9 protein-coding genes are annotated in these 15355 nt (G+C 43.5%); 3 read left to right on the top strand and 6 right to left on the bottom strand.

The genetic code is table 11. The features are described from left to right. Window positions 1–14 precede the first annotated feature (14 nt). Window positions 15–2300, top strand: coding sequence for an ATP-dependent Clp protease ATP-binding subunit ClpA (gene clpA / locus P2E05_RS14100; protein WP_154623172.1), 2286 nt, complete (start codon window positions 15–17; stop codon window positions 2298–2300). 74 nt (window positions 2301–2374) lie between these two features. Here the strand turns inward: clpA and infA are convergent, their stop codons facing one another. The 6 genes from infA to trxB form a co-directional block, all read right to left on the bottom strand. Further along, window positions 2375–2593 (bottom strand): translation initiation factor IF-1, encoded by a 219-nt coding sequence (infA, locus tag P2E05_RS14095; RefSeq protein ID WP_004244560.1) that lies wholly within the window; start codon window positions 2591–2593, stop codon window positions 2375–2377. A gap of 140 nt (window positions 2594–2733) precedes the next feature. Further along, on the bottom strand, window positions 2734–3435 hold the full coding sequence (gene aat, locus P2E05_RS14090; RefSeq protein ID WP_154623170.1) for a leucyl/phenylalanyl-tRNA--protein transferase: 702 nt from the start codon (window positions 3433–3435) through the stop codon (window positions 2734–2736). An 8-nt stretch (window positions 3436–3443) separates the two neighbouring features. Then, window positions 3444–5186 carry a heme ABC transporter ATP-binding protein/permease CydC gene (cydC, locus tag P2E05_RS14085; protein ID WP_196714110.1) on the bottom strand — a complete coding sequence of 581 codons (1743 nt, stop codon included), beginning with the start codon at window positions 5184–5186 and terminating at the stop codon, window positions 3444–3446. 2 nt (window positions 5187–5188) lie between these two features. After that, window positions 5189–6955 (bottom strand): heme ABC transporter permease/ATP-binding protein CydD, encoded by a 1767-nt coding sequence (gene cydD, locus P2E05_RS14080; protein WP_272657916.1) that lies wholly within the window; start codon window positions 6953–6955, stop codon window positions 5189–5191. Window positions 6956–7331: 376 nt separating this feature from the next. Continuing rightward, on the bottom strand, window positions 7332–9005 hold the full coding sequence (locus tag P2E05_RS14075; protein WP_272657915.1) for a DUF7057 domain-containing protein: 1674 nt from the start codon (window positions 9003–9005) through the stop codon (window positions 7332–7334). A gap of 175 nt (window positions 9006–9180) precedes the next feature. Then, window positions 9181–10143, bottom strand: a complete 963-nt coding sequence (gene trxB, locus P2E05_RS14070; RefSeq protein ID WP_154623163.1) for a thioredoxin-disulfide reductase — start codon at window positions 10141–10143, stop codon at window positions 9181–9183. Between the two features lie 541 nt (window positions 10144–10684). On the opposite strand from trxB, the gene lrp reads away from it, so the two are divergent. Both lrp and P2E05_RS14060 read left to right on the top strand, forming a co-directional pair. After that, window positions 10685–11179, top strand: coding sequence for a leucine-responsive transcriptional regulator Lrp (lrp, locus tag P2E05_RS14065; protein WP_004918089.1), 495 nt, complete (start codon window positions 10685–10687; stop codon window positions 11177–11179). A gap of 454 nt (window positions 11180–11633) precedes the next feature. Continuing rightward, the gene (locus P2E05_RS14060) at window positions 11634–15338 is read left to right on the top strand and encodes a DNA translocase FtsK 4TM domain-containing protein (protein ID WP_272657919.1); all 3705 of its coding nucleotides are present in this window, start codon (window positions 11634–11636) and stop codon (window positions 15336–15338) included. Window positions 15339–15355: the final 17 nt, after the last annotated feature.

Below are 15355 nucleotides of genomic sequence, written 5' to 3'. Positions count from 1 at the left end.
TTTGGGAGGTGCTTATGCTCAATCAAGAACTGGAGCTTAGTCTGAACGTCGCATTTGCAAAAGCGAAAGATAATCGACACGAATTTATGACAGTGGAGCACCTGTTGCTGGCATTATTAAGTAACACGTCAGCGCGTGAAGCATTGGATGCCTGTAAAGTTGACCTCGTTGTCTTGAGGCAAGAGCTTGAGCACTTTATTGCGCAAACGACACCACTGTTACCTGAAAATGATAATCGTGATACGCAACCCACTTTAAGTTTTCAGCGTGTTCTACAACGCGCTGTTTTCCACGTTCAATCATCTGGGCGTCATGAAGTGAGTGGTGCCAATGTTCTTGTGGCAATCTTCAGTGAACAAGAATCACAAGCCGCTTATTTATTGCGTAAACATGACGTAAGCCGTTTAGATGTTGTTAACTTTATTTCTCATGGCACCATTAAAGGCGAAAACCCAGCGCAATCTGAGCAAGATGCCGCTAATAGCCAAGTTAGCAATGAAGAGCAGCCTGTTTCCGATGATCACATGGATAACTTTACGACGAACCTCAATCAATTGGCGAAACAAGGCAATATTGACCCTCTGGTGGGGCGTCAGGCCGAGCTAGAAAGAACCATTCAAGTTCTGTGCCGCCGTCGTAAAAATAACCCATTGTTGGTCGGTGAATCAGGCGTAGGGAAAACCGCGATAGCGGAAGGGCTTGCATGGCGTATCGAGCAAAATGATGTACCTGAAGTGATGAAAGGCTGCACTATCTATTCACTCGATATTGGCGCTTTGTTGGCAGGGACTAAATACCGTGGTGACTTTGAAAAACGCTTTAAATCACTGTTGAAAATGTTGGAAAAAGACAGTAAAAGCATTCTTTTTATTGATGAAATCCATACTATCATTGGTGCTGGCGCAGCGTCTGGTGGACAAGTGGACGCCGCAAACTTAATCAAGCCATTACTGTCAGGCGGCCGGATTCGCGTGATTGGTTCAACAACCTATCAAGAATTCAGCAATGTATTTGAAAAAGATAGAGCGCTTGCACGCCGCTTTCAGAAAATCGATATTGTAGAGCCTACAGCAGAAGAAACCGTTCGTATTATTAATGGGTTAAAACCAAAATACGAATCTCACCATGATGTTCGCTATACCGCGAAAGCGATTCAGGCGGCAGTTGATTTATCCGTTAAATATATTACGGATAGACATTTACCTGATAAAGCAATTGATGTGATCGATGAAGCAGGGGCGAGGACTCGCTTAGTCGCACCCAGCAAGCGCAAGAAAACAATCGGTGTGCCTGAAATTGAATCTGTGGTTGCACGTATTGCGCGTATTCCAGAAAAAACCGTTTCTTCAAGTGATAAAGAGCGTTTGAAAACCTTGGATGCCCGTTTAAAAATGTTGGTGTTTGGGCAAGATGATGCGATTGCAGCGTTAACTGAAGCGATAAAAATGAGTCGTGCTGGTTTAGGCCAAGAGCATAAACCGGTTGGTTCTTTCTTGTTTGCAGGTCCAACAGGTGTTGGTAAAACAGAAGTTACCGTGCAGTTAGCTAAAGCGCTTGATATTAAATTATTGCGTTTTGACATGTCCGAATACATGGAGCGACATACTGTGAGCCGTTTGATCGGGGCTCCCCCAGGGTATGTTGGGTTTGACCAAGGTGGCTTATTAACGGATGCAGTGATTAAACATCCTCATTCAGTAGTGCTACTGGATGAAATTGAAAAAGCACATCCAGATGTGTTCAATATCCTGTTGCAAGTCATGGATCACGGTACTCTGACTGATAATAATGGGCGCAAAGCGGATTTTCGTAATGTTATTATTGTGATGACGACTAACGCGGGGGTTCAAGAAACACAACGCCGTTCTATTGGATTTGCTGAGCAAGATAATAGTACTGACGCCTTATCTGAAATTAAGAAAGTCTTTTCGCCTGAGTTCCGTAACCGCCTTGATGGCATTATTTGGTTCAACTCATTGTCGGTTGAGATTATCACTCAGGTGGTGGATAAATTTATTGTCGAGCTTCAAGCACAATTGGATGAGAAAGGGGTGTCTATTGAGGTTAGCCAAGCGGCTCGCCGCTGGTTATGTGAGAAAGGCTATGATAAGGCAATGGGAGCCCGACCCATGGCACGTGTTATTCAGGATAACCTGAAAAAACCATTAGCAAATGAGTTGTTATTCGGTTCGCTAACTAATGGTGGCTCGGTGAGTATCGGGCTTGATGAAAAAAGCAACACACTGACATATAGCTTCAGTAGCGTGCACAAGGCCTCTCCGGAGGATGCGGTATTCTGACAAATAGACCACAGGTGTGTTGTGCAATAGCACACCACCTGTGGCTGTATCAGGCCTTGCCTGAAGAGATAGAATCAGCGGCTACGGAAAATGATACGGCCTTTGCTCAGGTCGTACGGAGTTAACTCTACAGTTACCTTGTCGCCTGTCAGGATGCGGATATAGTTTTTACGCATTTTTCCAGAAATGTGGGCAGTCACTACGTGACCATTTTCCAGTTCAACACGAAACATTGTGTTTGGCAGGGTATCGAGTACTGTGCCCTGCATTTCAATATTGTCTTCTTTGGCCATCTAATCCTCTAAGTCTAATAACCATGATTTTTAACGGGCAAGATAATGCCCAAAAACCCTCACTAAGTAAAGAAATGTCGCATTTTAAAGCGATTTTTCTTGAGCAGTGTGGGCATAAAATAGCTTAAAGCCAGAATTCGCTATTCGAATAATGACTGTATTTCAATCGATTGCGGTAACCAGCAGGCGGGATCAATCGCTTTGTTACGCCACCGATAAAGAATATGTAAAAAATCCCGACGGGATATTTCTTTTGCGCCTAATGAGGCGGTATGGTGGTTAAGTACCTGACAATCAAAAAGCTGCCCATTATAGCGCAAAAAATGAAAATAGAATGTAATAAAAGCAACTTTGGATGCATCATTCATTCTACTGAACATAGATTCGCCACAAAATAGGTGCCCTAGGTTCACGCCATATAGGCCGCCAACCAGCTCTTCACCATACCAAGCTTCGACAGAATGTGCGACCCCTTGTTGATGTAGAGCCTGATACCCAACGCAAACTTCAGGCACAATCCATGTTCCCTCTTCACGGATAGCACACGCCTCAATAACCTCGTTGAAGGCATGGTTGATGGTGATGCGATATTTTTGCTTTCTCAATAATTTTTTCATTGAACGGCTAATATGCAATTCACCCACCATTAAAACAGCTCGGGGGTCAGGCGACCACCACAATGGCATTTCACCGGGATTAAACCAAGGAAAGATACCATCATAATAAGCAGCCTTAAGCCGTTCAGGTGCTAAATCGCCGCCTATTGCTAACAGGCCATTAGGTTCCCGCATGGCTTCATGCACTGGCGGGAATAAATAGGAGTCATCATCGAGTTGGTACATGATGTGCCTCACAGAACCTGTTGTTGCAAATGGCGTTGACGAAACTGGAAGTAACGTCCTTTTGACGCTAATAATGCTTGATGCGAACCTTGCTCAATAATTTCACCGTTATCCATCACGCAAATGGCATCCATTTGTTCTATGCCTTGCATACGGTGCGTGATGACAATCAGTGTTTTCTCGGCACATTTCTCTTTCAACAACGAAAGGATTTGTTGTTCCGTTTGTGCATCAAGTCCTTCAGTGGGTTCATCCATTAAAATTAATGGCGTGTCATGTAGAAGCGCGCGAGCGATACCTAAACGACGTTGCTCCCCACCTGATAATTGTCGACCGCCTTCACCCATCCATGCATTAAGTTTTTGTTCATTCTCAAGCAAATTGCCGAGGCCGACTTGTTGTAGAACTTCATTAAGTTGCTTATCGGTCGCTTTATCATTCGCAAGAAGTAAATTATTACGTAGCGTATCACTAAAGATATGCACCCTTTGTGGAACGACAGACATAATCGCGCGTAGAGCTTGCTCACTATAGTCACGGATATCCTGCCCATTAATGTAGATCATACCACTATCAACATCCCAAGCTCGGGTTAATAGCTGTAATAATGTCGATTTGCCGCAACCTGTTTTACCCAATAAAGCAATATGTTGGCCTTGTTTTAGTGAAAGTGACACTTGTCTTAAAACAGGGAAAGGCTGCTCAGGATAAGTAAAAGAAATATTATCGACGACAAGGCTTTCCAATTGAGGTAGCGATAAACCTTTTTGTGGAAAGGTGACTTCAGGTTTGGCATCGATTAATTGAGATACTCGCTCCGCTGAAGCGATCACTTGGCCCATATGTTGAAATGCAACGGCCACAGGCCCTAAGGCTTCAAAGGCGGCTAATGCACAGAACACAAATAGAGCGATCAACGCACCAGGGTTTGTGTTCCCTCCGACATGATCTGCTGCCATCCACAACAAGAGTGTTGCAGTAAAGCCGGAAGCAAACAGGATAATCCCTTGGGATAACCCCGTTAGGCTAGCTTGCTGTTGTTGACGTACTTGCCACTGACTTTCAATATCAGACAATGTTTTACGAAAACGGGGAAGGGCACCGAATAAGGTCAATTCAGCTTGCCCTTGCAAGGCCGATGTGAGCACTGTGCGATAATGCGCGCGTAAATGCGTCAGTTCTTGACCGATAGGCTTACCTGCTCGGTAAAATACGAATGGCAATGTAAACAGTAACAAGAGCATGATGCAACCAAGTGTCCACGCTAAGCGAGGATCAAGGAAGCTCAAACCAAAAATCAGGACGAAGATCACCACAAAAGCGGCAAAAATAGGTGATAGCACACGTAAATACAGATGATCTAAGGTTTCCACGTCAGCAACCAAGCGGTTAAGCACCTCGCCTTGACGGAAGCGACTAATTCCGCCTGGTGACAGGGGTAATATTTTGCTGAAGGCGAAAACACGTAAATGTGCCAATACTCGGAATGTCGCGTCATGGCTGACTAATCGTTCAGCATAACGTCCTGCGGTCCGGAAAATTGCGGCGCCTCGCACTCCCGCAGCAGGCAGCATATAATTGAAGTAGTAAATACCGGGGAAGCCGGCAATAGCCGCACCTGCTAAGAACCATCCAGATAAGGTGAGGAGCCCGATGCTGGCAAGTAAAGTCACGATGGCTAAGATCATGCCGAGTAGGATCAGAAACCAATGACGGCGATAGAGTGCCAGAAAAGGTAATAGAACTCGCATTATCAAAGCTCCTCATTACGATGGGTCAATAAACGGGCAAATGGCCCAGCGGATTGACTCAGTTCTGCATAATTGCCACGCTGAATGATTTGGCCATTTGCCATCACCCAAATTTGGTCATAATTAACGGTTTCTTCCAGCATATGGGTGACCATAATTGTCGTTTGCTTTTGCGCTAGCTGGTTTAAAGTATGCATAACGCGTTGTTCGCTGTGTGCATCAAGGCTGGCGGCAGGCTCATCAAGCAATAAAATACGGGATGGTTTTAACAGTGTACGCGCAACCGCAACACGTTGTGCTTGCCCAACCGATAACCGTGCCGCATAGTCTCCAAGACGGGTATTTAAGCCATCAGGTAGCATAGGAAGAAACTCTGAGACATAAGCGTCATCCATTGCTTGTTGTATCTCAGCTGCTGAAGCGTTCGGTTTACCTAAACAGATATTCTCGACGAGTGTTTGCTCAGGTAAATGTGGATTTTGCCCAACCCAGCCAATGAATACTCGCCATTTTTCATGGCAAAGCTCGTTCAGTTCATCACCGTTAATTTTAATTGAACCTTGATAAGGCAAAAACCCTAACAATAGATTAAGTAAAGAGCTTTTCCCCGCGCCACTTTGCCCAACAATGGCAACGCGTTGTTGTGGTTCAATAATAAAATCGAGAGGGCCGACAAGACGTTGGCCGTCATGAGAAAAAATTTCTAATCCTTCGGCTTGGATGCGAATAGGTTGATCGAGCGGTGTTTTATTGCCTGTTTCGGTTACCTGTTCGCCATCGCTTTCTAACAAGGTCACGAGGCTTTCGGCCGCACCTACTGCTTGTGCTTTCGCATGATAATAGGTGCCCAGATCGCGTAGCGGTTGGAAGAACTCAGGGGATAGGATTAAGGCAAGAAAACCCGCAAACATGGTAACAGGTAAGCCATAGCTACCAAAATTTAGTTCGCCGAGATAAGAAAAACCAAAATAGACGGCAACGATAGCAATTGAAATAGAAGCAAAGAACTCTAAAACCCCCGAGGAGAGGAACGCCATTCTGAGTACTTCCATGGTTCGTGAACGGAAATCTTCGGTTGATTCCCGAATTTGTTGAACCTCTGCTTTTTCACGGAAAAATAACCGCAAAGTATCTAACCCGCGTAACCGATCCAAAAAGCTGCCACTGAGGCGACCTAGCGCAATAAAGTTACGACGGTTGGCATCTGCCGCACCAAGACCGACCAGCGCCATAAAAATGGGAATCAATGGCGCTGTCGCAAAAAGTATCAAACCCGCTGCCCAGTTAAATGGAAAGATGGCAATCAGGATCATCATTGGAATGATACTTGCCAGATACATTTGCGGTAGGTAGCGTGAATAGTATTCTTGCATATCCTCGATTTGTTCGAGAACAATCGTTGCCCAACTCCCCGCGGGTTTACCTTTTACCCACACAGGACCTAATTGTTGCAACTTATTCAAGACCATAGCGCGAACTTCTTGGCGTACGACTTGCCCACAACGAAAGCCAACACGTTCTCGAATTAAGGTTACGAGCGCACGTAATACAAATACGATAAGGAGCAGTACAAAGGGGGTAACCAATTGTTCCCGAGGGATATGATCCATAATCAGTGCTTGCAGTATCACCGCTAAGAACCATGCTTGAGCGATAATGAGCAGGCCACTAACAACGCCTAATAGCATAGAAATGCGTAACCAGCGTTTTGCCGATGTACTATGCTGTTTTAACCAACGTACCAATTCAGTCTGTCTTGTTTTATCCATAATGATCAGTGTGCAGGTATAGTTTTATATTGAGAGTGTGCCGCTAGCTAAAATAAGTGATAGGTTACAGCATAACGGAATTTTTTATCTATCATAACAGCTTCTTTGCGATATGTTGCATAATAAAAGTGTGTTATTAAAACAGTCCAGATAATTGTTATTGATATGTTTTATAAAGGTAAAGAACAATCGACGGTTATTTGAAATTAAAATCAAGAGAATGAATAAATAATTTATCGGTATCCTCTAATCGTGCCATTGATATATGAAGCTAAGGGGAGCCTAAGCAATTCCATCATATTTAATTGGGAATAAATATAATAGTAGGTAATAGCTTTACTTATCAGTATTGCTATTACCTCCTGTGTTAACTTGATTATTTTGGCACAATTTGACGCCATTCTTTAGGTGCTAAGCCAAATTGCCCATTTAACAGTTTATTCCAAGCCGTATTTAGCGATTCTGACGAATCATACTGGTGTGTTTGTGTATCCACAACGAGCCAATTTTCTTCTTTTTGCTGCCAAATAAGACAATCAAAATAATTGCTTTCTTTATATGCATAACACATCACAACGTCATCACGCCCATCTTGGTTAACATCGGCCATAAAACCAAGACAGTTATTAGGCTCAACACTTGCAGTACAGTACCATTCATATGATTTATCACTGATATTCCACCAACTATCAGGCAAATCTGCACTGTTTTTCGCTATTACTAACACATCTTTGAGTGATCTGCTGGATTCGTCATAAGGCATCACCATTTCAAGCTGTTTTTTATAGTCTGGATTCAATTTTAATTGTGCTAAGGCTTGTTTACCGTCGGGACCTAATTGACCTAAATCACGGGCAAGCATTGGGTTAACTTCAATTTTCCCCTTTTCAACACCGGCTAATAGGCTATTTAACGTTATCCGCTGGAAATCAAAAATAGGGCTATTAATGAGCAAAATAGTGGCAATTAAGCCTAAGAGTGCCACTTTGTTAATGGTGCCTAATGTTAGTACCCAACGTTGCCTTTTGAGGATCACTACAACGCTATACGCTAAAACAACAGCAGTGAAAAAGAGTGCGATTGTAGAGGCATATAAACGCTCAACACTCCAACTGTATTGATTGACACGAATAAAAATACCGTAGAGTGATAGGAAGGAGAAAACATTCAGCAAAAGAATGCTCAATAACATAAACGGGGTTAGCCATGAAGGGAGCTGATATTGATAACTACCATCACCATAAGTTAGGTTAATTAAAATAATATTGAGGAGTAAAAACCACAATAGCGTGATAGAACCAAAATCTGAATATTTCAGTTCCGTAAAAGATGAAAAGAGAAGGCCAATCACGAATACAATGGCAATAACATGTAAAACGATCAAGAAGAAGCGGGCGATATAACTTACGAAATGACTTAATTGAAGCTCAAAGTTGGAGCGTAAAAAAATCAGCCCTATGTTAAAGCCTAATGTAAAGCTTAACCATAAGGTAAATTCATGGCTCAATATATCGTGCAAAAAAAATAAGTTAACAGTTTGAAATAAGAAACTGGCCAGTAAAATGAGTGCGGTCAGTAATCCGCCAATCACTGAGGCCAGTATGCCTAATAGCGTATTTTTGATATAGAAACTAATCAAACAGGCATAATTGATCTGCCATGTACCAGAAAATTGACGCATTTGCATCCAAGGCAGTAAGACGAAAAACAGGATGGTTAATGTCAAAAATGCGAGAAAGAAGTGGGCATCGCTGCTTGATGCTGAGTGCCTAGCCTGCCATAAACTGATCCAAATCGTTAATAAAATGATGATCAAAATATTAAGATAGAAAACGGCTGCTTTAACTTGGGTAAATAAGTAACTGGTGGCAGAAGGAACAAAAATCGCGAGTAATAATGACAAATAAAAATATTGTTCACTTAAGCCAATCTCTTGCTGTACTGAATAATTCGTTGAGTAAAGAATAATCGTTGCTTGCACAATGGCAAGTAGGGCAACAAAAAGATAGGCGTAACGACTAACTGATTCTTTCAGTGTTTGCTGACCCATGAGGTTCCCTTTAGTAGAAGCGTATATTGGCGATGAGTTCATTATAGATTGGAGGCATCAAATACCTATTGAACTTGTTCTGAAAAAAACGGATGTTTCGATGAATTTGAATGAGAGATAGAAATAAAAAAGGCACCAGTTTAAGGTGCCTAATGGTGTTGATACTCGGCTAATATTATTTTTTATCCGCTAAACCATCTAAATAACGTTCTGCATCAAGTGCGGCCATACAGCCAGTACCCGCTGATGTAATTGCTTGGCGATAAATATGATCCATAACATCACCCGCAGCAAAGACGCCAGGAACAGAGGTTTGTGTTGCATTCCCGTGAGTACCGGACTGCACTTTAATATAGCCATTTTCTAAATCTAGCTGGCCATCAAAAATACCCGTATTTGGGCTGTGGCCGATGGCAATAAATGCGCCCATTACGTCCAGTTCTTCAGTTTCATCGCTCTTTGTATTACGTAAGCGAACGCCTGTTACTCCCATATCATCGCCGAGAACTTCATCCAGTGTACGGTCAGTATGCAGGATAATATTACCGTTGTTCACTTTGTCCATTAAACGGTCAACTAGGATTTTTTCAGCGCGGAAGCTATCACGGCGGTGAATTAAGTGAACTTCTGAGGCTATATTGGACAGATAAAGTGCTTCTTCAACAGCAGTATTACCACCACCAACAACGGCAACTTTTTGGTTACGATAGAAGAAACCATCGCAGGTTGCACAAGCGGATACGCCACGGCCTTTAAAGGCTTCTTCAGAAGGCAGGCCGATATAGCGTGCAGATGCACCTGTCGCAATAATCAAAGCGTCACAAGTATATTCTTTTTCATCACCAAAGAGGTGGAAAGGGCGCTGCTTGAGGTCAACTTTATTAATGTGATCAGAAATAATTTCTGTTTGGAATTTGGTCGCGTGTTCATACATACGATCCATCAAACCTGGACCTGTTAGGCCTTCAGGGTCACCCGGCCAGTTTTCAACTTCGGTTGTTGTGGTTAACTGACCACCTTTTTCCACCCCAGTAATCAGTGCGGGACTTAAATTGGCACGAGCAGCGTAGACGGCAGCTGTGTATCCGGCAGGGCCAGAACCCAAAATGATTAACTTGCGATGTATGGCTGTGCTCATGAATACCTCATTTTTAATTAAAAATAGCAATAATGGGATTGTAGGAGAATTGGCTAGCTAAAAAAAGTGATTTAAATACTAAGTAAATTGTAACTGGGCTATTTTTGCGATAGATAATAGTGATTAAAGTAAAAATTTGCTATGGCAAGTATTGTAACATCGGGGAAGCGGATTTTTAGGAATATTCTTGAATCCGGCTAGCGAAACGTTTGAATAGAAAAAAAAGCGAAATCTTGTACTGATTTTTATTCATTTGCTTTGACAATCGGCTGTGCATTTGCGAAAACATCTATGTAAGAGTTAATTATCTAGTGAACCAATGTAAACGGTGCATTTTTGTTCTAGACGGAAAGTTAACTTTACAACACTTATAACTTAACAAACAGGTAATCATTGTGAACAGGGTTTCCGTTCACGTCGATCTCAGCATTGCGCATAAAATTTGCTCCTGAACACGAATACCTAATAAATAAAGTATGAGCGAGGATGGTGCTGTTTTATAGGTGTGGGAAATAACAATTAGAGAAAGAGAGATAAAGAGATGATTGACAATAAAAAGCGTCCTGGAAAAGACCTCGACCGTATTGATAGGAATATTCTAAACGAACTACAGAAAGACGGGCGTATTTCAAACGTAGAATTGTCTAAGCGTGTGGGGTTGTCACCAACGCCATGTTTGGAGCGTGTTCGTCGTTTGGAGAGACAAGGGTTTATTTCTGGCTATACAGCACTACTGAACCCTCACTATTTAGACGCATCACTACTGGTTTTCGTTGAAATCACCTTAAACCGTGGTGCACCAGATGTGTTTGAGCAATTTAATACCGCGGTGCAAAAACTCGAAGAGATCCAAGAATGTCATTTAGTTTCTGGTGACTTCGATTATTTGTTGAAAACGCGTGTGCCTGATATGTCCGCTTATCGTAAGCTACTCGGTGAGACTCTGCTGCGTCTACCAGGTGTTAACGATACGCGTACATATGTAGTTATGGAAGAAGTGAAGCAAAGTAACCGTCTGGTTATTAAAACGCGCTAACTATCTTCGATAGTCTCATTTCTGGGCAACATAACAGATTGTTGCCGCACTGCTGTTTCAACGCTGAGTTTACTCAGCGTTGTTCCGTTTTTGATGTTGGATTTTCTCTCTTTTTAAGTAATTTTCCATCCACTTTCAGTCACGCCGTGCGTTGTTGATATGATTTTTTCTGAAAATACCCTAGATAACCGCAAGTTCTAGTTTCAATCTATTGATATTAAAGCTATAAATAATTAAGATTTTTAACATCAAATAGAAATTGAATCATCAACTGTAAGATGAAATACTGCATCTTGCAGTGCCTATAGTTGTTTAGTTTGCCATAGTGGCAACAAGTCACGCACAAGACGGTGATTGGTGTTAGAATGGCTTTCACAATGTGCTTATCATCATAGCGAATTCCGATGAATTCGTTTCGACATGGGTGACATCATCAGTCAGTAAAGAAACAGTAATGAGCCAAGAATATACAGAAGACAAACACATTCGATTTAAAAAACTCAGTAGCGGCAGACGACTACTCGAAGTCATTTTGCTGGCCATTTGTTTGAGTGCCATATTCTTAATGGTCGCATTGTTGAGTTTCAACCCTTCAGACCCGAGCTGGTCACAGACCACATGGAATGCGCCAGTTAAAAACTTGGGGGGAAGTGTTGGCTCATGGAGTGCGGATATTCTCTTTTCTGCTTTTGGGATCCTTGCATTTGCCATCCCGCCGTTATTGTTGCTTGGTTGCTGGAGCATCTATCGCTATGAAAGCCAGCGTCGTTACATCGACTTTTTCTCACTCTCATTACGTTTGATTGGTGGGTTAGCACTGATCTTATCATCCTGTGGCCTCGCTGCACTTAATTTCGATGATTTGCCCAATTTCTCTTCTGGTGGCGTGATAGGTAGTGTGTTCAGTAACGCTATCATGCCATGGTTCAACGCATTAGGTGCTACACTTGCCTTGCTTTTTCTATGGGCAATCAGCTTTACGCTATTTACAGGCTGGTCTTGGTTGACGATAGCGGAAAAAATTGGTGCTGCGGTGCTAATCCCTCTTACACTGATGACTAACCGTGCACGTGGTGATGATACTGTAGACTATGACGTGGAAGAAGCAGAAGATGCTTTGCAACGGGCACAAGAAGCTGAACGTCAGGCCATCGAAAATTTCGATGCGGATAGCGACGATGTATTATTTTCTTCACCCACAATTAGTGAATTAGCCGCGGTTGACGTGGGTGAACCACAAGCGACAACACAACCCGTGGCAATGCAGACTGAACACACGGATACCCCGGTGGCCTCATCCCTAGCAGCAGAGGATGAAAATTTACCCTCATTTTCAGCCACCGAGCAGCAAGAGGCATATCACTTTGAAGTGCCTGACGATTATCAACCAGTTGTGTACGATAGAGATTTTCAATTTAAAACGAATGAAAATCCGCAAGCGTCAAGCCACGCGGTACAGCAACCTGAAAATAGTCTCAATGATGTTTCGACTCACTCAATGAATCCAAGTCGTGAACAACCTGTTGATTGGCAATCCTTAAATCATGCACAACCTCAAACAGCATCGCCATCATTAAGTCAGCAACAAGCTGAACAACAAAAGCAAGCACCGATTGAACAGAACACACTTTCTTCATTTTCGGGGCTGTCGGGTGCACAAAATACACCTGAGCCAACAATGCCTATTTCACCGGTAAGCGATGCCGTATCTCAGGCAAATGGGCAATCGATGTCTGATAGGGTTGCCGACCCTGCGGCATTAGCAGCAGCAGGAATTTCTGTTGCGGCACTGGAGCGCCACGCACAGGTAAAACAAAACTTAGAGCCTGAATTACCTCGTCCAAATCCTGTGCGCCTGCCAACGCGTAGAGAGCTGTATGGTATTCGAATTCCTTCACAGCGTGATGCTGAGCTTCAGCGTCGCAAGGAAGAAGCATTACAACGCGAGCAAGTTTATCAGCAATGGTCTTCTTCTGAAGAGAATCAGCAGCAAGATGACGATAACGAACAAGAAAATAGGCTACGTGAGCAATTTTTGCAGCAGCAACGTGAACGTTATGGCGTTGATGAAGATAGTGGCCATGACGATGATGCATCAATCCCTCTCGATATCACGCCATCGGAACCGAGGAGCGAAAAAATTGAGCCAGTTGCTACGCGTTATACTCAACCGGACATCGAGCACCGTTGGCCTACCTCATCAACGCAAGTAGAGCCTCAGGCTCATCAATTGACAACGCCTGATAATGGCCTATCGACTCAACCGTCAGAGCATGATAGAGCCAATGATAGCGTTGAGCCGAATTTTGACCTAAGTGAACATATTTCAGTGCTGGATAGTTTCTCTCCAGTTAATGATCTGGTTAATGAAGAACCGGCGGATCCACTGTTTATGCCATCATTTAGCGCGACAACAACGGCGAGTAACTCAAATACACCTCCAGTCGACAATACAGTAAAAAATGTGTCGCCAATGCTGGACAGCGCTGCTTACCGGACTGATACTGTTGTGCCGCAACAGCCGCAACAGCCGCAACAGCCGCAACAGCCGCAACAGCCGCAACAGCCGCAACAGCCGCAACAGCCGCAACAGCCACAACAGCCGCAACAGCCACAACAAGATAGTCTATTTCACCCATTCTTGGTGCGTAATGATCAGCCGTTGCCTAAACCAACAACGCCAATGCCTTCTTTGGACTTGTTAACCACGCCTCCAGCTCAAGAAGAGCCTGTGGATATGTTTACATTAGAGCAGACGGCGAGATTGATTGAAGCGCGTTTAAATGATTATCGTGTTAAAGCTGATGTTGTTGGTTTTTCACCGGGGCCTGTTATTACCCGATTTGAACTGGATTTAGCGCCAGGGGTAAAAGCCGCACGTATTTCGACATTATCACGAGACCTTGCTCGCTCACTTTCAACAACGGCAGTCAGGGTGGTTGAAGTTATCCCTGGTAAACCTTACGTAGGCCTTGAGCTACCTAATGAGAAACGGCAAACCGTTTATCTAAGAGAAGTGTTAGATTGCGAACAATTTAGGCATAGTTCATCACCATTAACCATGGTGTTAGGGAAAGATATTGAAGGGGATCCTGTTATCGCAGATCTGGCAAAAATGCCTCATCTATTGGTCGCGGGAACAACGGGCTCAGGTAAATCTGTAGGGGTCAACGCCATGATCCTCAGTATCCTATATAAATCTAAGCCCGAAGATGTACGCTTTATCATGATCGACCCGAAAATGTTGGAATTGTCTATTTATGAAGGCATTCCTCATTTATTGACGGAAGTTGTCACCGACATGAAAGATGCTGCAAATGCATTACGTTGGTGTGTCAACGAAATGGAACGCCGTTATAAATTAATGTCGGCGCTCGGGGTGCGCAATTTAGCAGGCTACAATGATAAAATTAAAGCCGCTGAGGAGATGGGAAGACCCATTCCAGATCCTCATTGGAAACCGAGCGATAGCATGGAAATGGAACATCCCATGCTGAAAAAAGAGCCGTATATTGTCGTGATGGTTGATGAATTTGCCGACCTAATGATGACTGCCGGTAAAAAAGTTGAAGAGCTGATTGCTCGCCTTGCACAAAAAGCACGTGCGGCAGGTATTCATCTAGTCTTGGCGACACAACGCCCATCGGTGGATATTATTACTGGTTTGATTAAAGCCAATATTCCAACTCGAATTGCATTTACTGTTTCGAGTAAAATTGATTCACGAACCATTCTTGATCAGGGCGGTGCAGAGTCCTTGCTGGGAATGGGGGATATGTTGTATTTACCTCCTAACTCATCGATTCCTGTTCGCGTTCATGGTGCGTTTGTTCGTGACCAGGAAGTGCATGCGGTGGTGAATGACTGGAAAGCACGTGGACGTCCTCAATATATCGATAGCATCACTAAATGCAGCGATGAAAATGAGGGAGGCGGCTACGATAGTGCGGAAGAGGAGCTCGATCCATTATTTGACCAAGCCGTTGAGTTTGTTGTCGATAAACAACGTGTTTCAATTTCTGGTGTTCAGCGTCAGTTCCGTATCGGTTATAACCGCGCAGCGCGAATTGTCGAACAGATGGAAACACAAGGTATTGTGAGTGAGCCGGGCCATAATGGTAACCGTGAGGTACTCTCTCCGCGGCAAGCTGATTACTAATTTATAGTGTGGGTTGT

Origin of the sequence: Providencia stuartii (assembly GCF_029277985.1) — a bacterium.
In the GTDB taxonomy this organism is placed as follows: domain Bacteria; phylum Pseudomonadota; class Gammaproteobacteria; order Enterobacterales; family Enterobacteriaceae; genus Providencia; species Providencia zhejiangensis.
The sequence above is the reverse complement of the archived record's forward strand: the minus strand, read 5'-3'. Positions and strand labels throughout refer to the sequence as shown.